An 18,594-nucleotide genomic window follows, 5' to 3' on the forward strand; every position below is an offset into this window, starting at 1 on the left:
TTAGAAACTCATAATTAATCTTTGTTAAAAACGAAACCTGCCTACCTTATCTAATTGAAACCTAGCCATATATCTCTTGGTTGTTCATCTCTACTTGAGAATTTGTTCGTGTTTAAACATGATTAAATTTCACTAGCACTTGATTTTTGCATGCAATATACAGTAGAAATAAAAAAGAAACATTTTATTAACAAAAATACTACTTGTTAGAAAGTAGAAAATAAAATCGATAAATAGAGATGGATTATTAAAGGCACCTGCACAGGTTTATTTGTGCAGTTTAATGGAATATCTACAGGTCGCATCGTAGAGCTAAAGTGTCTTTTACTTATATGAATTGTATGTTCAGCGATTTGCTGGCGTCGTTGCATGAGGTAAACCCTATGAGAAACATAATAAAATCAACAAGCGGCCTTTCGCCGAGAAAGTCTTTACTCGCAAGTGCTATCTTACTATCCCTGAATCTAAGCGCCCTCTACACCTCGTCCGTTCAGGCTGCTGAGATGTGCGGCACTAAAACCTTAGCGCGCCAAGGTGAAGTACCGGCAAATCAAGCCCACTGTATTACCGATTATGGTCATTATTTTTACGTCAATGTGCCCTATGAAAATAGCGATGTGACGATCACTACATCTGGTGGCACATTCAGTGGCAGTGATGCCGATATCTTGCTCTATGACGGTGATGATTGGAGCGGTAATGTCGAGTTAAGCAGTGTTACTGCTGGCACGAACAATGAATCACTCTCTTTTGTCTCTCGTGCGGGGGCGCGTTATTTTAAGATCAATGGCAACATACAAGAAACCACTCTAGAGGTGACAGTCACTGGTGGTGACGTGCCTCCACCTATGGGTGATTATATTGTCTTTGATACTCATATTCTTGTCGATCTTCCCGCACCTGCTATCTCATCAAAATCACAATATGGCAGCACTATCCCAACCATTTTAGCGGCGACTTACAGTGACTTTGAAGGTATTGCCAGTGGGGCGAATGACCCCATTGATGATGTCAGTGATGCACTTCATTACTTGGCGAGTACCAATGACCTAACGGATCCGGATCTGAATCAACTGCTCTACTTTATGGGCTCATACAAATATTACGCCCCAGCTATGACAGATGCAGAGGCTGCCAAACTGAGCATTGCGCTGCAAGCGGTAGCAAGCATGAATGGCTTTTTGAGCAGTGAAGGTGGTGTGATTCAAGAAGGCTATGCTAAAGCGCTGAATAACTTTGAGCGTGGTGCTGGCGCTGCATACTTTAAAGATCAATTGCCTCACCTGTTAGCGACAATTCAGTATTACTCTACCCAAACTAACCCTTTTGATGCCAGCAATGCCGGCGATGCGACGATGGCGCTACTAGGGGCTATTGGCTCTGGGGCATATTACGGTGACGCATCGGTTAAATCTGCTTATAACAGCAATATGCTCGATGTACTTTCGGTGTTGCGCTCATTTGCCTTCTTAGGTGAGACGTCACTGGATATGAAGTGGTCTACAGAAGCCGACAGAAAGTGGATTTTGCCGCATACCTTTATCGCACTAGGTAAGGTGTCGAGTATCGCGACAGAGGAAGCGAAGGCGCGCTTTGATAGTACTGTACTCGAAGTTCACGGCAAGGTGACCCAGGTTATCTCGGTGGAAACCACTGAGACCATAGTGACTAAAAACTACTTAGAATCGGCGGGTCGCCAATGTGAAGCGAGCGACCCTCTATTTGGTAGCTGCGTAGTACCGCCAAAAGAGGAAGATATCTTAACCGTGCGTCATGAGTGTACCGATAAGGTGGTTATTCGCGCGCAATCAAGTATCAGTCAGGCAACCTTAACTCAGTCTTGCGCCGATATTGCGGAGCAAGAGACTGCGTTCCATAACTTCTTTAATACAGGCGGGGTTCCCGTTACTGGCGATCAAAATGAGGTTATTGAAGTTGTGGCCTTTGCCAGCCCTGAGGATTATGAAAAGTATGCGCCTGAGTTTTTTGGGATCAGCACAGATAATGGCGGCATGTACTTAGAAGGTACACCTGAGAATGTGGGCAACCAGGCGCGCTTTATAGCTATGCAGTGTCCGGACGCGTGGGTGGGAAGCTCTTGTGAGTATATCGATCAGATCTATAACCTTAAGCATGAGTTAGTACACTACTTAGATGGTCGTTATATCAAGGCTGGCTCCTACGGGTCATTTGATTATAATGTCTCTTGGTCTGAGGGAATGGCCGAGTATATGGCGAACGGCGCCGAACATACTCGCACGTTAAATACCCTCAAGGGTGAAACCATACCACCGCTTTATAACCTGCTATTTATGGCCTATGGCTATGATAACTTGTACCCATGGAGCTATTTTGCCATGCGTTACTTGAGTGAGGAGCATCCTAGTGAAATAACGGCTATCACATCGGCGCTGCAAGCGGGTGATAATGCTGCTTATGTTGAAGTACTAAAAGGTGTGGCTGAGCGTACTGAAGCTGGCTTTGAAGCATTTGTGCTAGCGAATTCTGACACTCAGGCTCCTGCTGCAGCGACGATTCCTGCTGCCGATACCATAGGCAGTTGTGCATTGGCTCAGCAATATGTTCGCAAGGTTGATGCCAGTAAGACTGAATATACGGTGACCAATACCACAGACACGCCGGTATCTCTGTTCTGGATAGATAATAACAAGGGCACAGCAAACTTTGCCAAGAACTATAAAACATTACATTTAGGCGAAAGTTACACAGCAGCTAGTTGGTCTGAAGGCGATCGCTTGATGCTGACCGATAATGCGATGAACTGTTTAGGTGTGGCGGTGATGGCGCCTGTGCAAAACAGCTTCTCAATCGATGCAAATTTAGTGAAAGATGTGGTGCCTGAGGTGATCCCCGAGCAAGATATGCTTGGCAGCTGTGAGCTTGTAAGGCCACATCTTATTAAGGATGAGTCCCATGCCTTTACGATCACCAATACCACAGATTATCCGGTTCGCTTGTTCAGAGTCGATAACTTAACTGGTAAGCCTAAGTATGCCAGTGCGGCCACAGGTTTTGGCTTTGGTTACGGCACCTTAAACAAAGGGGAGAGCTACACCTCAGATATCTGGTATGGCGATCGCCGCTTTATGTTAGCCGATGCACGCTTAAACTGCTTAAGTGTTGGCGTACTTAATAACACTACGGCTGATTTTGTTATTGATGAATCAATTGTTGCTAATGCTGCGGCGCCAGAAGTGATTCCGGCCGCTAATACCATAGGCAGCTGTGATTTGATGAATAAGCATCTAACTGGGCCGTTTGAGGCTGACTTCTCGTTTATCAATAACAGTGATACGCCTGTGCGTGTCTATCGTGTAGATAATGAAACCGGTGAACTCAGTGAAAGCTTTGGTTATACCACGCTAGCGACTGGCGAAACCTACGATAGCCTCACGAGCTGGAAATGGTTTGGTAATCGCCGCGCGGCTATCACCAATACTGCCGGTCAGTGTTTAGGTGTAGCGGTTATGACTGAAGAGGGGGTGAGCAACGATTACGAAATCACTCAAGCGCTTGTTGGTGGTGGCACTACGCCAGTTGATAGCGATGGTGATGGCGTTATCGATTCACAAGATGCATTCCCTAATGATCCTACCGAATCAGTTGATAGTGACGGTGATGGTGTAGGTGATAACGCCGATGCTTTCCCAAATGATGCGACTGAAACCCTTGATAGCGATGGTGATGGTGTAGGTAATAATGCCGATGCCTTCCCAAATGATGCGAGTGAAACCGCTGATAGCGATGGTGATGGTGTAGGTAATAATGCCGATGCTTTCCCAAATGATGCGACAGAAACCGTTGATAGCGATGGTGATGGCGTAGGTAATAACGCCGATGCTTTCCCGAATGATTCGACAGAAACCCTTGATAGCGATGGTGATGGTGTAGGTAATAACGCCGATGCTTTCCCAAATGATGCCACAGAAACCCTAGATAGTGACGGTGATGGTATTGGGGATAATAGCGATGCTTATCCAAACGATCCTAACAACGGTGTGGTACAGAGCTGCGGCGCTGCGACGATCACCTCTGGCAAGCTGACCCTTGAAAATGAGGAGTGTATCTCAGGTGGTAGAGGAAGCTTCTATGTCTATGTAGACAATGATAATACCAACCTTTACATCAGCACAAAGGGCGGAGACGGCGATGCCAATATCTACTTTAATGCAGATACTTGGGCATCATCGACCAATGCACAGGCGAAATCTGAGTTAAGCGGTAACAGTGAGATTTTACATGTTGTAGCTAATCGCGGCTGGCGCTATATCGCTATCGACACCGGCACTAGCTATTCAGGTGTAACCTTGAAGGTCAGCTTGATAGACCCTGGCACAACTCCAGTAGAACCACCTGTTGAACCAGAGCTGCCAACTGCACTTGCAGATATGTGTGCAACTGAGTCACCACAAGACTACGGTAGCATCAGTGATGGCGTTCCCATCTGTGTTAAAAATGGTCGCTCATCTTTCTATATCAATGTGCCAGCAGGTACGCAGAGCTTAACCGCTGAGACGGGGCATGGTGTTGGAGAGTTGGAGCTATATGTTGGTGAGAGCTGGCCTGATGCTAATAACAATACAGGTAAGTCAAGCAACCCTGGCACTATCGAGAGTGTGACAGTGAACCAACCTACATCGGGTTGGTACTATGTTTCAGTGCAAAGTATGCCAAGCAGCGAGGATGTAACATTGAAGGTAACGCTTAAATAGCAACAGGCTGCCGATAATAGGTAGTAGCTTGTAATTAAACAAACGAGTCTTAGGTCACTAAGGCTCGTTTTTTTGTATTAATTGAAATCGGCGGTCGATACTTTTTAAAAGAGATAAAAAAATGGCCCCGACTTAAATAAGYGGAGCCACAACAATTCTAATTCAGAATCTGTAATGAAGTATCAAACTACTTAGCGCTAGCAGGCAATTTAATCTTCATCTGGAGGCTCAAGTGAGCGTCCTAAGGGGAGGTGATGAACCATGATGAAAACATGTAGCACTCGCTACATAGAGTCAGAGTCATTAAATCTGAATTAGTTCACTCTTACTGGTAAAAATTATCGATAAAGGATCAAAAAATAGATAAAAAAATGGCCCCGACTTAAATAAGTGGAGCCACAACAATTCTAATTCAGAATCTGTAATGAAGTATCAAACTRCTTAGCGCTAGCAGGCAATTTAATCTTCATCTGGAGGCTCAAGTGAGCGTCCTAAGGGGAGGTGATGAACCATGATGAAAACATGTAGCACTCGCTACATAGAGTCAGAGTCATCAAATCTGAATTAGTTCACTCTTAATAGAAAAAACGATCAAAAAAGTGAGAAGAAAGAGAGAAAACAGATAAAAAAATGGCTCCAACTTAAATAAGTGGAGCCACAACAATTCTAATTAAGAATCTTTACTTGGAAACTGACATATCAATTAGCGCTAGCAGTCGATAACGGTTTCCACTAGATACCAAGCGTATCTAAAGGGAGATGATGATGAACGGTGAAACGACTTGGATTAAAACTGGGTTAGAGCAAGATAATCAAAGCCAGAAATTCGGTTCATAGTATATGAGTCGAGTTAAGCCAAAAAGTTCACTCTTTAGCAAAAAAATTGCTGAATAATTTTAAGCTGGGAAAAACAGGCAAAAAAAGGGCAACACCACTCTTGTTTAAAGATAGGGCTGCCTGATGATCATTTAAGATCAAGGGGACCGCGCTAGAAGTCCCAGGGAGAATGATGAACATGAAAACCTTCTTCGCTGTTCATATTCTTTGATGCCCTAAAAAAGTAAAAGTTCAAAAAATAGACAATGTTTTTTATCTTTTTTTTACTTTTTATATAGTGTGTTGATAGTTAAAGTAATTTCTCTATGTCTTTTTCTATATCTTCAGGCTTTGTTGTAGAAGCATAACGGGTCAATACCTTTCCTTCGCTATTAACTAGGAACTTGGTGAAGTTCCACTTGATCCCTTGGCTACCTAAGAGCCCTTTTGCTTCTGATTTTAGATATTCATAAAGGGGATGAGCATTGGCGCCATTCACTTCAATCTTCTCAAATAGTGGGAAGGTTACACCAAAGTTCAGTTCACAGAATGTAGATATCTCGCTTTCACTACCACTCTCTTGGGATCCAAATTGATTACAAGGAAAGCCCAAAACGACGAACTTTTCTGGACCATGTTTTTTATAAAGCTGCTCAAGACCTTCATATTGCGGAGTGAAGCCACAAGCGCTGGCGGTATTGACGATTAGCAATACTTTATCTTTATATTCAGAAAGAGAGCTAGGTTTACCTTGTATGTCATTTACTGAAAAATCATAGATTGATGTCATGATCTCGCCCCTAGGCATTAGTTAATACTGTTATCGATTATTAGCCAGAATCTTAGCTTAGAAAGCAAATAAACTCAATTGAATTGTGTGCAATTTAATTTTGCGCTTCCTATGTTAGCTTTACTGAGAAGGTTTATAAGAAATGATGCAGTCTGTAGCTTAGGTTTCCTTTAAGGGGGATATGTTGTCAATTGTTTAAGCTTGATCGGGATTTGGAATGGTAATGTTTTGATACTGGTTTTTAAACTTGTTTTAAAACAAATGGATACTGGATGTGCGTATTGTTTTTGATATCATGCTCAAAATGATTATATTGAGACAATTATGAAAGCAAAATTATGGGGAGGTGTTCTCCTACTATCAAGCATCTCAGTGACTGCAAGTGCCAACGACTTTGGTATCAGCCTTAACGATGATGTCATCTCGACGGAGATGAACCTAAATTTGCAGAATAACGCTACAGCTTCGCTAGGCTATATCTATTCAAATGATGGGGGGAGCTTATTATCAGGTGCCATGCACGTAGCGCATGATGCAGGTATCCACCATTTTGAGATAGGCGCAAAATACTCTTATGCTTGGGCTAAAAATAGCTCAAATGGTAGTGCTATTGGCGTGGGTGGCCGTTATGCAATGGCACTAGGTTCAAACCTGTCATTTCAAGCATCTGGCTACTATGCACCATCAGTACTTTCGTTTGGCAGTGTTGATGGGATGTATGAATTAGACAGTAAGATTCAATTTCAGCTTAATCCAAGCTTAGCCTTGTACACAGGTTATCGAAATATTCGTCTTCAGTATGATAATTCGCAAAACTCAACATTCGATAGTGGATTCTATATCGGTGGCAAAGCCAGCTTCTAATTCACCATTTGCTGTATATTGCACCTGAATGTCAGGTGCAATCCTCTCTTAAGTCACTGCTATCTCCACCAACAGATATCCCCTTCAATATCAGCTTCAGAGATTCAGAAGTTTAAAATTCAAAGTAGCCAGAGTAGGCTAGACTTATGTGTAGCGGTACTCGAAAGTATTTAGGAACGCTATAGTCAAAGGAAGGCATCTCTCCTGCAAGTTTTGCTTCTTTTACTTCCTGTAATAAAAACAACTTTTCGTTTCAGTTCCGCAAGTTTTATGTACTGTTATGATGAGTTCCTAACGACTTTTGGCGATTTATTCAACGGGAAGGTATGATTTTTTCGCCAAGTGAGTGTTTTCTATTGAATATTGCGTTACGTGTAAATAAACTTGAATCTAAAATGTTAATGGCTTGTATTGGCAATGGTTGTCTCCAAGGATCAGGGGAGTTTCCATTAAGCCTACTGCTTATAGTTGGCTAAGGGTCAACGAATAATTAGATAAAAGGCTGAATGCTATGATCCATAAAGTACTTTTAATACTCTTTTTTGTTATCGTTCAGGTGTTCCCAAGCCAGGCTTTATCAGCCACCTCACTCGATCAATCTTTTCTCTTTTTTGCTAAGCCAGAACAGACTCCTCCTGCAAAGCATGCAGATGTCACTCCTTGGATGGCCACGTTAGAAAAAGCTGACAGTATTAGCTTAACTGGCGGGAGCTATTGGCTAGTGATGCCTACATTTGTTTATGACAGAGAAACCCGATGGGCTGTTAGTGTCAGAAATTCAATCGTTGAATCACTTGATTATTGGGTGATCGGGACTGACGGTAGCAAGCAGTATGCTCATAGTGGTTATTATGCCCCCTATGAGTTTCTGTTTGATTATGGCCGTGAAGTCGAGCTCAATAATGGTGTGGAATATTGGTTAATCGTTAAGATGGAAAGCCGCTATTTCTCTTCGATACCAAAGATTGAGCTTAATCCCCTAGTAGAGCACAAGCAAAGTGCAGATATTGAAGCGATGGCCGTGATGCTATGTCTTGGTGGACTGATCTTTATCGCTTGCTATAACTTATTGATTTTCTTTTCGATTAAAGACCGTGCATTTCTCTATTATGGTATGTATGTACTGTCGTACTTTTTTGGCTGGGCGCTGACTTTTCATATTCCTTCTCACTTGTGGGGTTATCATAATTTAGAGCTACACCACCTGTTTTTTATCAGTTTGCCTATATTTAATATTCTGTTTTACAAGCACTTTCTACAGCTTCCTGAATACTCACCTAAGCTTTGGCGCCTAAGTAAATATCTCATGTGGCTCTGTATTATCGCCTTGCCAACCAGTATTTATCTGGTCTCTTATACCGCACTGATTGCCTCCGTCTTAATCATGTTATGGATTGGTCTCGCGATCACCTGTGGTAATGTCTGCCTGATCAAGGGCTTTTCACCGGCGCGTTACTTTATTTTTGCTTTTACCTGCTTATTACTGCCCGCAGTTATTATTCTTCCGGGCAATCTAGGTTTGACGCCTGACTTTATCGAATATGCAGAGCTCGCCACCTTGGTAGGCGGCACTGCCGATGCCTTGCTACTCTCTCTCGCATTAGCCAATAAGATTAAGCTCCTGTCTGAGGAGCGCCAAACCTATATTGAGACACTCGGTATAGCGTGGGAGAAAGCGCGGCAAGATGATCTTACTCAGTTGCAGAACCGACATGCATTTGATGAATACATGCAAACAGCGTTATTAGGTAAAAATGCTAAGCGTGCACAGCATCTTATTTTGATTGATATCGATGGTATTACTCAGGTTAATCACACATTGGGACACCAAGAGGGTGACAGCTTACTCAAGTTAGTTGCTAAGCAGTTAAAGTCGATATGCAGCGACCATGAGCGAGCTAGACTGTTTAGAATTGGCAGTGATAACTTCGTCATTTTGTTATCCGCTGAGCAGACTAAATCGTTAGTGAATCAATTAGAACTGCTCTCAAAAAGTCTAGAACAGGAAGGTTATCGTGATACTGGTATCAGTTATGGTTATGCCGTTAACTCTGAAGTGAGGGATGCCAGTGAATGGCTGAGAACCGCAGATAGAAACATGTATAAGGTTAAGACTGAAAAGCGTCGTGAGAAGCAAGCTCAATCTGTTTCATTAACCGAAAATGAGTTATTAAGCTAATACCAATCAGTATAAGAAATTGATCTACTCAGAGCTATTTGGGGCAAACTAATTCAAGGCGAATAAGTGATGTAATGGTGATCCCTTATGAGGTTATTCAACGAAGAAGTAGGCAGCCCCCAAAGCTCCTACAAGGCGAGTTTTAGCGCTTCTGAATGCTGCGTTAACGAGCTTAAACGTAGAATAACTATGCTCTTCACTCGTTGCCTTGCCTCAGAAGCGCTAAACTCTCGCTGAGCGAGCAAGTCTTTATACCGATTGGTATTACACTCCTCTAAGATCTATTTTGATGAAAAAAAGCTGACAGTGCATGCTGTCAGCTTTTTTGCGTTAAAGCCGCTTTCTAAAAAGCGGGTTGCTTGTGTCAATTAGCCCTAGATTAAAAGTCCTGCTCGCCTTTAATCAGCTTAGGGTAGCCACAAATCGCTTTTGAAGTGTGCATTCCGGCCATCGTTGCCGCCTCAACACAGCTGGCGTTAATACCTGTGTTTATCCAGTCGCCAGTCATGTAGAGGTTATCTATGCCGGTACCGTCAGTATTGATACGGTATTTACTGCTGCCTTTTACCGACATAACATAACGCTCTGATGGGTCAACATTGGCGCGCCAATACTGACTGTTAAATCTTGCTTCTCCCTGTGCGCCAGAGCTGGCTTCATCACCTGTGTGTAGCCATTGCCAAGGGAAGGTGTCGCCGACATGACTCCAAAGCTTGTGGATCTGGGTATTCAGTTGACCGATAGCGCCCTCTTTAGCTTGCAGGGCTTTTTCCTCTGGAAAACTCACATCAGAGCGAGGCGGGTAGTGCGCTACAGGCAGTGCCGAGCAGAAGTAGCTGGCATTTTTAGGCTCAAGGCCATGCCAGTCCTCTTTATCCAGCAGTTGATCCATTGAAGCCCACGTATCGAAAGGCTCGGTAAAACCTGATAGGACTGGCTCCTCTCCGCTCTCTGGCGTGTATTGCCAACCTATGCCGTCAAGATCTTCATTCATCCACAGCTGGTAAGCTTGGGTCGCCACGGTTTTAACCTTCTTTACCGCTTTGGTCAATGGCTCACTTTGAGCCATCACCTCACTGGCAACGTGGGGGACTGAGCCGATGGAAAGGCCAAAGATCACCTTGTCAAAATCTTGCCCTTTGACTAATGTCTTCTTCGGTAGCGGCGTGCCGATATTCGCTTGATAAACCTCACTCCAGTTACTCCAGAAGTGCTCTAGGTTAATATCATTGTCTTTGAGTAGCTGTGCCTGTATTGGATCGAGTTGCTCATAAAGTGGCGTACTTGGCCAGCAGGCTAAGCCTTTCACATCAACCAGAGGGTTATAGCTTTCTACCCCCTCTTTGAGTTTAACCTGTTCGGTTATCTCAATGCCTTCTATGCTGCCGTTATTGCAAACTAGGTTATCCACTTGATTGAAGTAGTGGAAGTTAACCCCTCGGCGTTTAAGCACCTCGTAGTATGGGGTAAAGACGACATCTCCCATACCAGCCTGCATCTTCCACATCACACCACCTTGATAACACAGAGCAATTCTAAGCATAGAGCGAATGATGGTGCCAGCTTCGACATTGGGCTGGCTAAAGTCGCCTTTCTCATAGGCGAAGACAAGATCGTAAAACCCTCTTACTGGCGCGGAGTCGACGGTAAAGGTTTGGTTTGCACCATGTTTAGTGAGCCACTCTCGGTAATCATAATCATTGATGACATCGAAACCGTGCTTAAATACCCCATCGGCAAACATACCTTTGAGAATGGTTAGGCCAAGGTCTGAGGCGATATAAAGTCTGCGCAGTTCATCATTGGTCTCTAATTTCTCGACAAAGTTTTCCTCCAGGCGAGCACGAAAACTATCAACGGCTGACTCGATAAAGCCCTCATCATCTTCATCAGGGCTATGTGCATGCTCGTCACACTCACGGCCTACAAGTTGATTGATATGGCACTCGATTGAATCCCCAAGGGAGGCTAAGCTCTCTTTGGTATCTTCTATGGTGTCTTCAATTGAATCTTCAATCCTATCCTTAAGGGTTTCAAACCAATCTTCGCTAAACCAGTGCACAGGCTTTGCGGTCTCTTTTTCGGCGTTATCGAGTAGATCATCCATCTCCTTGAGCCACTCTCGAATCCAGCTGAAGGCAGCTTTAACCACTTTCCAAAGGGTTAAGATTTCGGTGCTGTCGCCTGGGATCCCCTCTCTGAGGGGGAACTCAATTGGCCAGCTGTCAGACTCACCGCCCACATCTTCCTGCAGTACAATATAGCTATGGGGCTTAAAGGCATCTAAGAAGGTCGCAAGGGGAGCATCTTCTGGGCGGTCAAGCTCTTCATAGGCCTGGCGCATCAGGCTAAAGGCATTTTGGTAGAAACCGAACCAGATATGCAGACCGTGTTCTTCAATTCGCTGGCCATGCTCGGCGTTACGGCCACTGGCACCTTTTCCGCCAATCCGCCAACCGAGTTGATAGACATCAATATCATACTTGTTTTGCCAGCCCGGTTGCTCTGTGAGGCACATTGCCGCTGTCATTGCGGCGACTCCTCCACCAAGCACAGCAATTTTCTCCTTTTTAAGCACTGAGTTATCGACTAAGACCTCCCCTTGAGGGACTTCAAAGTCAAAATTGACATGATAGGGAAGCAATACATTTTGCTCGCCCAGTTCGACACCCAATGACTCTTTGAGCGGAAAACTGGCGTTATCGAACACTGTCGCTAACAGGTCGTTTTCCAACAGTGACAGAGAATGTACTTGTTTGACTGTCGCTGGGGAGGCGGTAATCGCCTGATAAACGGCTTTTTGGCCAGCTGAGTCGGGTAACTGCTTAAGAAATATCTGATCGATAGCGGGCTTAAAGAGTAGGCTAAAGAGTTGATCTTCACCGAGTCTGTCGAGCTCTGGAATAAAATCGGTTTGATCTTTAAAGAGCTGCCAGGTTTTAGTAATGGCTTCAACAGTGGTGAGCTGATCTTCCTCTTTTGCTTCACAATCAACAGACAGTAAAGGGTGCATCGCCAGTTCAGTTTCTGGCGAAAAGGTTTTAAAGCTTTTGGCTGACAGACTGAGCTTAGTAAGTGGCTCACCCGGCTGGGGCATCTCATACTCGCACATGTTCTTGGGGTAGCCGAACAGCTCACGGCCGTTGATCAGTGCCATAGAGTCATTGACGAAAGTGTACAGGGGATGAAAGTACACATGACTGATATCGTCACTGTCGGCACTATTTTGCCTGCCGACCATGATCCAAGTGATGATATCGGTTTCTTGGATCCAACCTTTATCTCTATCTTCTGGAAATTCAGAGTAAGCTTTGTCGACACGAGTAAAGCTGGTTAATACATAAGGTGATAACACCCTAAAATACATACTGCTGCCTGCGACTTGATTTAGGCAGGTATCGATAGATTTTTGTAGATTGGCTTGTTTGCCTTTCATGAAAAAACCATACATATCCGCCTTATTCAGTACTAAAGGGGAATGCATTAACATAGATCCGGGAGGATAGATAAAATCAGGGCGAAGTTGTTCCATAGCCTATATTCCTTTTGTGGCCTAACTTAAGTGAACATCTCGAGCGGATGCTGTTTTACATTATGTTTTTGTATCTGAGTTTTGAGTTTCTAATTTTTGTATTGAGGGTATTAACTTAAATATAAGATAGGATAAGACTATGAAGATTTTGACTATTTTACAAATTTTTAGGCAGCTAAATACTCGCTGATGAATAGATAACTTAGGTTCGAGGCATTAACGCTGAGAACCTAAGCCTTGTCTTATAACCATTGTTGAGCGTGTGAATCTTGATCAAACTGTTGACGTTTTTGATCTGAGAGCTGCTTACGATTATGTTTATTACGCTTACTTTTCTGCTTATCTCTACTCATGTCAGCTTGCTCTATTTCACTGTCCCAAAGTAAGTCATCATTATCGTAGAAGTTAGAGGTGTTCATCGCTGTATGTCCCGCTTTGATTGTAAAAAATTAAATGGTTTACAGCATAATAAACAGCCTAAGTGACACTAATATGACGATGATTATGAGCGCTGGTCGTTGAGCTCTTTTTCATAGCGGTAAGATTGGGAGAAAGGGAGAAAGGGAGAAAGGGAGAAAGGGAGAAAGGGAGAAAGGCGACAAACTGCCGCCATTTGATAAACCTATTATCAGCAAGTATTTTTAATACTTTTATGACTTCTTCATTTTAGCGACGAACATCCCATCGGTATTGGCTTGATTTGGTATCACAGTATGCATAGTGTCCTCAATACCTGTAAAGGGGTGAGTCGTACTGACCAATTTAAAATCAGTATGTTGCGCTAAAAAGGCATTAACCACATCTTCATTCTCTAAAGGCGACAGTGAGCAAGTTGCATAGACTAATGTACCGCCATCTCGCACAGCTCGACTCGAACGGCTAAGGATATCTAGCTGCAGAGCAGGTTTGTCATTTACTGAGTTAACAGCATCTATCCAGCGCATATCCGGGTTTCGTCGCCAAGTCCCAGTACAACTACAGGGAGCATCAACAAGCACGCCATCGAAATGTTTATGCGCAACTGGCAGTTCATCGGATTTCCAAGCAGATGTTGATATGCCGCTAAACCCTGCCCGCTTTGCGCGTTTTGCGAGTTCTTCAAGGGGTTTTCGGCGCACATCGGAAGCGACTATCGTCCCGTTTGAACGTTTATTTTGGCGTAACATAAGCGATCTGAGTTGTAGGCTTTTGCCGCCAGCACCACTACAGGTGTCCCACCAGTGTTCATCAGCATGGGGCGCACAAATCTGGCCAACGACCTGAGAGCCAAGATCTTGGATCTCAAGTTCTCCTTCACGGTAAAGTGACAGGCCGTTGAGATTGAGACTCTTGTGGCCTAAGTTAATGCTGTCACTAAAGTAGTCACTGCCTGTCGCGACGATATCCAGCTTCGCTAGCTTCTCAATAGCTTCATCAGTATCAATGTTTTGCACTCTTGCCCAGATAGGTGGGCGTGAAGACAGTGCTTCAACCATAGTTAAGCGTTGCTCTGTATTATCAATCTTGCAAGTTTGCCAAAACCACTCTGGCACGAGTTCATCGGTAGTAAAGCGCAAAGCGGGAAGCTGATGATTGAGCCAATCACATTTTGCCGATACAGAGGCTAAAGCCGTGTCGCTTTCAAGTGCGAGGGCTTGTTCTTTATCTGCAAATCCTGACCATGCCGCAATAAAGGCTTCCCACGAGTGGGACTCAAGGCGTGCATTGACTGTCAGCATAGTGAACCAAGCGACTTGATTATCGCAACTCTTACCTTCTGTGCTGAACTTCTTTAACCAGCCCCACCAACGAAACAGGGCAAACAAGCTCTCGCGGATAACGCGCCTGTCTTTAGAGCCATGTTTCTTATTGACTCTGAAGTACTCACCTACAACCCGGTCAGCTGGTTGCTTCTTTTCCATCACCTCAGTAAATAGTTGAAGTATGGTATTGGCGTAGCTAAGGGCACGTTTTTGCGCGGGAGTCTCAGCATTCATAGCATCAAATGAGCTAGCTTTAAGCTCGTTTAAAAATGCCACGCTTGTGAGATGGTCATTAACCGTTGAGTCAGTCGTTTGTTCTGCTTGGCTTGTGTTCAAGGCGTTGCCCATGGGTCGTTATCTAGCGGTGTATTTATCTGAGCTGGATTATAACAGATGTGGGCTGCTTGGAATCAAGCTGGTTAGTATTTTATATGCTGGTGGATATTGGTTTGCTCAGTGGCAAGCTTATATATTTCATTAGACTGGTATGACTCTGCTTATTGTGTGTTTTTAATCTCAAACGTAAAAATGAAGATCTAGGTATCAATAACCTTAATCATTGAGTAAAGGTTCGATTGGAATATTGAATTGTGACGTTTATAAAAGGTACTATTAAATAGTAAGTTACAGATTGTTTTTATTACTTTTTATTTACATTTTCGATTGAAGGATTAAGTCACAAAATGGATTATAAACAACCGCTAGTTATGGGCGCTTTAGCTCTGGCTGTTAGTAGCAGTTGCTTTGCAACGCAGTACCAAAATGTCAATGATATCCCTTTTCAGGATGATAACTTTAAGAGCTGTGTATTAGCTCAAAAAGTACAAGACCCTGCCGCGATTACTAAATTGGTTTGTCGTCAGATGAAAGTTAATCAGGTTGAAGAGCTTAAGTATTTCCCTGCTCTGCAAGCCCTGTGGGTATCGGGTCCTCAATTAACTCAAGTTGATCTGACCCATAACTCTGAGCTTATCGATGTTTCAATTACCTCCTCTAAATTGACTGGGTTAGATCTTAGTCAAAACAGTAAGTTGAAAGAGCTTAATCTTGCTTTTAATCAATTGGCGAGCCTTGACCTTAGTCATAACCCTGAATTGACTAATATCGGTGTTGTCGCTAATAACCTTAAAGCGTTAGACTTGAGTCATAACACAGAGCTTAAGTATCTTTGGGCCAAAGAGAATCAGTTTACTTCAATGGATTTTAGCCATAATCCGGCGCTGATCCAGGTGGGTTTGACGAGTAACCAGATAACCCATATTGATGTGAGTAATAGCGGCCAATTAAATAGTTTAAGCTTGATGTATAACCAATTAGCTAAACTAGATGTGAGCAAAAATGCTAAGTTAACAAAGCTACATGTAACGGATAATAAGCTAACGAGTATCGACGTTAGCAATAACCCGAAACTGAGAGCCCTTTGGGCTACAGGTAACCCGTTAACTGAGCTTAATATCAGTAACAATCCTGCATTAGATGATTATGAAGTTGATGAAGGTATCTCTGTAAGCGAGTAACCTTGAGCCATAACTTTTGAAAATATTAGCTTGGTAAATATTAGCCTGGTAAGTAATAGACAGGCTAATATTTCTTGAAGTTATGTACAGGGGGAGCTTTATCTAAATTGTCTCATCCGTACTAGCTTAAGTGAGCGCTCTATTAAGGAGAGTGCTCCATTAAATGAGTGCCTTCTATGAAAATTAGACCCGAAAACGTATCAGATAACGGGGCAATCTCTGCCTTAACCTACCAAGCGTTTGAGAACCATCCACATCATGCTCCTGGCGCTGAGCCTACAGAGCACCTGATTGTTCAAAAGCTTCGTGAAAGTGGCGTACTGTCTGTCTCGCTTATCGCTGAAGACGATACAGGCCTTCTTGGTCATATCGCTTTTTCACCTGTAACTATCGCTCAAGCTAATGGTGATATTGTTGAAAATAACTGGTTTGGCTTAGGCCCGGTATCTGTGAGCCCTGCTCATCAAGGAAAAGGAATAGGCAGTCAGCTAATCAGAGCGGGTATGGAGGAGGTAGCAGCGCTTGGGGCTGAAGGTGTTGTCCTACTTGGTGAGCCTGAGTATTACAAGCGTTTTGGGTTTTATGCTGACGCAAACTTGATACTTGAAGGCGTGCCAGCTGAATACTTTATGGTTAAAATACTCAGTGAAGGGGAGACTGAAGTTCCTGTTGGTGTTGTACACTATCATCAGGCTTTTTCATGATAAACGCTTTATGCTTGGGGTGATGTCTATTATCCAGGGGAGGGCAATATTAGCCCCTTATTGAGCGAGATATGCTCAGCAGGCCAGCTTTGTACTATTTATTACCTAAGAAATTGAGTGCTCATAATTACAGTGGCAGTGACAATGAAAGAGATACCAACAAGCATTAGCTTTTTTGAAATACTGACGCCATTTGTGGCCTCGGGGAAAAAGACCATCACGATTCGCGATGAGTCAGAGTGCCATTATGTACCGGGCACCCAAGTCGAGGTTTTTACCTTAGAAACGAACGTTAAGGTTTGTGATATAGAGATAGAGTCGGTTGAGCCAATTCTATTTAGTGAAATTAATGAATTTCATGCCCAGCAAGAATACCTTGAGCTGCCCAAGCTTAAAGAGATTATCAGAGGTGTGTATCCCAATACTGAGCAGCTCTATGTGATCTCTTATAAGTTGGTTAAATCAACTATTGATTAAATCGAGAAAGTTATTTAGACACAATTTTTCTAATCTGCTTAGCAAACTCCTCTTCGCTTAAATCTGAAGAGGAGGATATTTCTCTGCCAATTTGCACCGTTCCATTCATAAATACGAACCTAAGACCAAGTCGGTAATACGCTCGATTAACTTCATGATGCCTTTATTTCCAAGGTACTTCTTAATAGTCTAGATCTAATGCAAAGCACAGATATGCCATCAGCTTTTGTGTCTGTTTAAATTCGTTGGCACACCATGAAACAAAGTCTTTATCTGTGATCTGTTTATTGTCAAAAGCCTTAATGGCGATAAAGTCTTTGCGTTTTAGCTCATCGAGCATGGGGTGAGTCTTGTCGTATCCTTTTGGCGGACGGATCAAGCTGCTGCCCTCCATCTCAAAACCAGCTTCTCGTAGTTGAACTAGCGCTTTTTTATAAGCATTGGGGTTTTCATCTATGCAAGTGCGCAGCTTATTTAGCGCTTTTGAGTCTGGGTGCCAAATTCCTGCTCCTAAAAAGCAACCTTCGTTGGCGATATGTAGATAAAGACCCGGAGCATGAACATCTTTACCCTGAAAGTGGCGAAATTGAATACCCACATTGGTTTTATAAGGGGTCTTATCTTTACTGAAGCGGGCATCACGTTGAGGTCGCATTAAACTCCCCCCCACCTTTTTAGGCGTTGCGTTTAATCGAGGGGAGAGTGCCAGAATGTGAGGCTGCATCGCCTCGATAAACTTGAGTGCTGGCGTACGCACTTCATCTTCGTATTGGGCTTGATTTGCTTTAAACCACTCTCTGTCGTTATGAGTGGCAAGTTGTTTAAGAAATGAAAAGCTTTTGGGTGTAAACATAAGGTCAACATCTAAATCAAGAATAATGTTAAGGAAATTAGCACAGGGCTGACGAGATTGGGAGGGGGGAGCGGAAGCTAATTATGATGGTCTGAGTAGCAAGGAAGAATATTTTTCAGATGCTGAAAATGACGTGCATCAATGTACCAAAACGCTTCATACCTTATATCTGGTGTTGCTAGGGTTCATTTCTTACCTAAGGAGTGACTTACCTGAGAAAGGTGTTTAAATTTACATTCGTTAAATTTTTGTTGCTTGCTTGTTGTTGTTTTGATCTTCTGTTAGGTTCGGGATCGTGAAGCAAACGAAAACGCTGCCAACGGTGATAGTCGTAGCCGATAGTATGGTGGAAGCTTCATTGTTCAACAGTTTGACAAGCAACAGTAA

The 18,594-nt window shown here is 43.3% G+C and carries 11 protein-coding genes; 6 read left to right on the forward strand and 5 right to left on the reverse strand.

Annotation, left to right across the window (positions count from 1 at the left end; genetic code table 11):
• Positions 1–383: 383 nt before the first annotated feature.
• On the forward strand, positions 384–4,733 hold the full coding sequence (locus tag BM736_RS01850; protein WP_076409811.1) for a collagenase: 4,350 nt from the start codon (positions 384–386) through the stop codon (positions 4,731–4,733).
• 1,126 nt (positions 4,734–5,859) lie between these two features.
• On the opposite strand, the gene BM736_RS01855 is transcribed toward BM736_RS01850, so the two are convergent.
• Entirely contained in the window at positions 5,860–6,339 is a 480-nt protein-coding gene (locus BM736_RS01855) for a glutathione peroxidase (RefSeq protein WP_076407959.1), read from the reverse strand.
• Positions 6,340–6,663: 324 nt separating this feature from the next.
• Here BM736_RS01855 and BM736_RS01860 point away from each other — a divergent pair, with 324 nt between their 5' ends.
• Positions 6,664–7,203: a YfaZ family outer membrane protein gene (locus BM736_RS01860; RefSeq protein WP_076407961.1), complete on the forward strand. Its 540-nt coding sequence runs from the start codon at positions 6,664–6,666 to the stop codon at positions 7,201–7,203.
• A gap of 511 nt (positions 7,204–7,714) precedes the next feature.
• Entirely contained in the window at positions 7,715–9,382 is a 1,668-nt protein-coding gene (locus BM736_RS01865; RefSeq protein ID WP_076407963.1) for a diguanylate cyclase, read from the forward strand.
• Between the two features lie 379 nt (positions 9,383–9,761).
• On the opposite strand, the gene BM736_RS01870 is transcribed toward BM736_RS01865, so the two are convergent.
• The 3 genes from BM736_RS01870 to BM736_RS01875 form a co-directional block, all read right to left on the reverse strand.
• Positions 9,762–12,914 (reverse strand): NAD(P)-binding protein, encoded by a 3,153-nt coding sequence (locus BM736_RS01870; RefSeq protein WP_076407965.1) that lies wholly within the window; start codon positions 12,912–12,914, stop codon positions 9,762–9,764.
• A 242-nt stretch (positions 12,915–13,156) separates the two neighbouring features.
• Positions 13,157–13,333 carry a hypothetical protein gene (locus BM736_RS25105; protein WP_179079001.1) on the reverse strand — a complete coding sequence of 59 codons (177 nt, stop codon included), beginning with the start codon at positions 13,331–13,333 and terminating at the stop codon, positions 13,157–13,159.
• Positions 13,334–13,564: 231 nt separating this feature from the next.
• Positions 13,565–14,890, reverse strand: a complete 1,326-nt coding sequence (locus BM736_RS01875; protein WP_256717731.1) for an RsmB/NOP family class I SAM-dependent RNA methyltransferase — start codon at positions 14,888–14,890, stop codon at positions 13,565–13,567.
• Between the two features lie 449 nt (positions 14,891–15,339).
• Here BM736_RS01875 and BM736_RS01880 point away from each other — a divergent pair, with 449 nt between their 5' ends.
• The 3 genes from BM736_RS01880 to yqfB all read left to right on the forward strand — a co-directional run bounded on the left by BM736_RS01880 (position 15,340) and on the right by yqfB (position 17,354).
• On the forward strand, positions 15,340–16,173 hold the full coding sequence (locus tag BM736_RS01880; protein WP_076407967.1) for a leucine-rich repeat domain-containing protein: 834 nt from the start codon (positions 15,340–15,342) through the stop codon (positions 16,171–16,173).
• A 176-nt stretch (positions 16,174–16,349) separates the two neighbouring features.
• Positions 16,350–16,877: a GNAT family N-acetyltransferase gene (locus BM736_RS01885; protein WP_076407969.1), complete on the forward strand. Its 528-nt coding sequence runs from the start codon at positions 16,350–16,352 to the stop codon at positions 16,875–16,877.
• Positions 16,878–17,021: 144 nt separating this feature from the next.
• A complete protein-coding gene (gene yqfB / locus BM736_RS01890; RefSeq protein ID WP_076407971.1) occupies positions 17,022–17,354 on the forward strand; it encodes a N(4)-acetylcytidine aminohydrolase in 333 nt (110 codons plus the stop codon).
• A 181-nt stretch (positions 17,355–17,535) separates the two neighbouring features.
• Here the strand turns inward: yqfB and BM736_RS01895 are convergent, their stop codons facing one another.
• Positions 17,536–18,207 carry a DUF2461 domain-containing protein gene (locus tag BM736_RS01895; protein ID WP_076407973.1) on the reverse strand — a complete coding sequence of 224 codons (672 nt, stop codon included), beginning with the start codon at positions 18,205–18,207 and terminating at the stop codon, positions 17,536–17,538.
• Positions 18,208–18,594: the final 387 nt, after the last annotated feature.

Origin of the sequence: Shewanella sp. UCD-KL12 (assembly GCF_001957125.1) — a bacterium.
Lineage (GTDB): Bacteria > Pseudomonadota > Gammaproteobacteria > Enterobacterales > Shewanellaceae > Shewanella.

What these genes read in the sequence shown, in the direction of transcription:
- BM736_RS01850 (WP_076409811.1), top strand. Translation starts at nt 384, where the DNA reads ATGAGAAACATAATAAAATCAACAAGCGGCCTTTCGCCGAGAAAGTCT.
- BM736_RS01855 (WP_076407959.1), bottom strand. Translation starts at nt 6,339, where the DNA reads ATGACATCAATCTATGATTTTTCAGTAAATGACATACAAGGTAAACCT.
- BM736_RS01860 (WP_076407961.1), top strand. Translation starts at nt 6,664, where the DNA reads ATGAAAGCAAAATTATGGGGAGGTGTTCTCCTACTATCAAGCATCTCA.
- BM736_RS01865 (WP_076407963.1), top strand. Translation starts at nt 7,715, where the DNA reads ATGATCCATAAAGTACTTTTAATACTCTTTTTTGTTATCGTTCAGGTG.
- BM736_RS01870 (WP_076407965.1), bottom strand. Translation starts at nt 12,914, where the DNA reads ATGGAACAACTTCGCCCTGATTTTATCTATCCTCCCGGATCTATGTTA.
- BM736_RS25105 (WP_179079001.1), bottom strand. Translation starts at nt 13,333, where the DNA reads ATGAACACCTCTAACTTCTACGATAATGATGACTTACTTTGGGACAGT.
- BM736_RS01875 (WP_256717731.1), bottom strand. Translation starts at nt 14,890, where the DNA reads ATGAATGCTGAGACTCCCGCGCAAAAACGTGCCCTTAGCTACGCCAAT.
- BM736_RS01880 (WP_076407967.1), top strand. Translation starts at nt 15,340, where the DNA reads ATGGATTATAAACAACCGCTAGTTATGGGCGCTTTAGCTCTGGCTGTT.
- BM736_RS01885 (WP_076407969.1), top strand. Translation starts at nt 16,350, where the DNA reads ATGAAAATTAGACCCGAAAACGTATCAGATAACGGGGCAATCTCTGCC.
- yqfB (WP_076407971.1), top strand. Translation starts at nt 17,022, where the DNA reads ATGAAAGAGATACCAACAAGCATTAGCTTTTTTGAAATACTGACGCCA.
- BM736_RS01895 (WP_076407973.1), bottom strand. Translation starts at nt 18,207, where the DNA reads ATGTTTACACCCAAAAGCTTTTCATTTCTTAAACAACTTGCCACTCAT.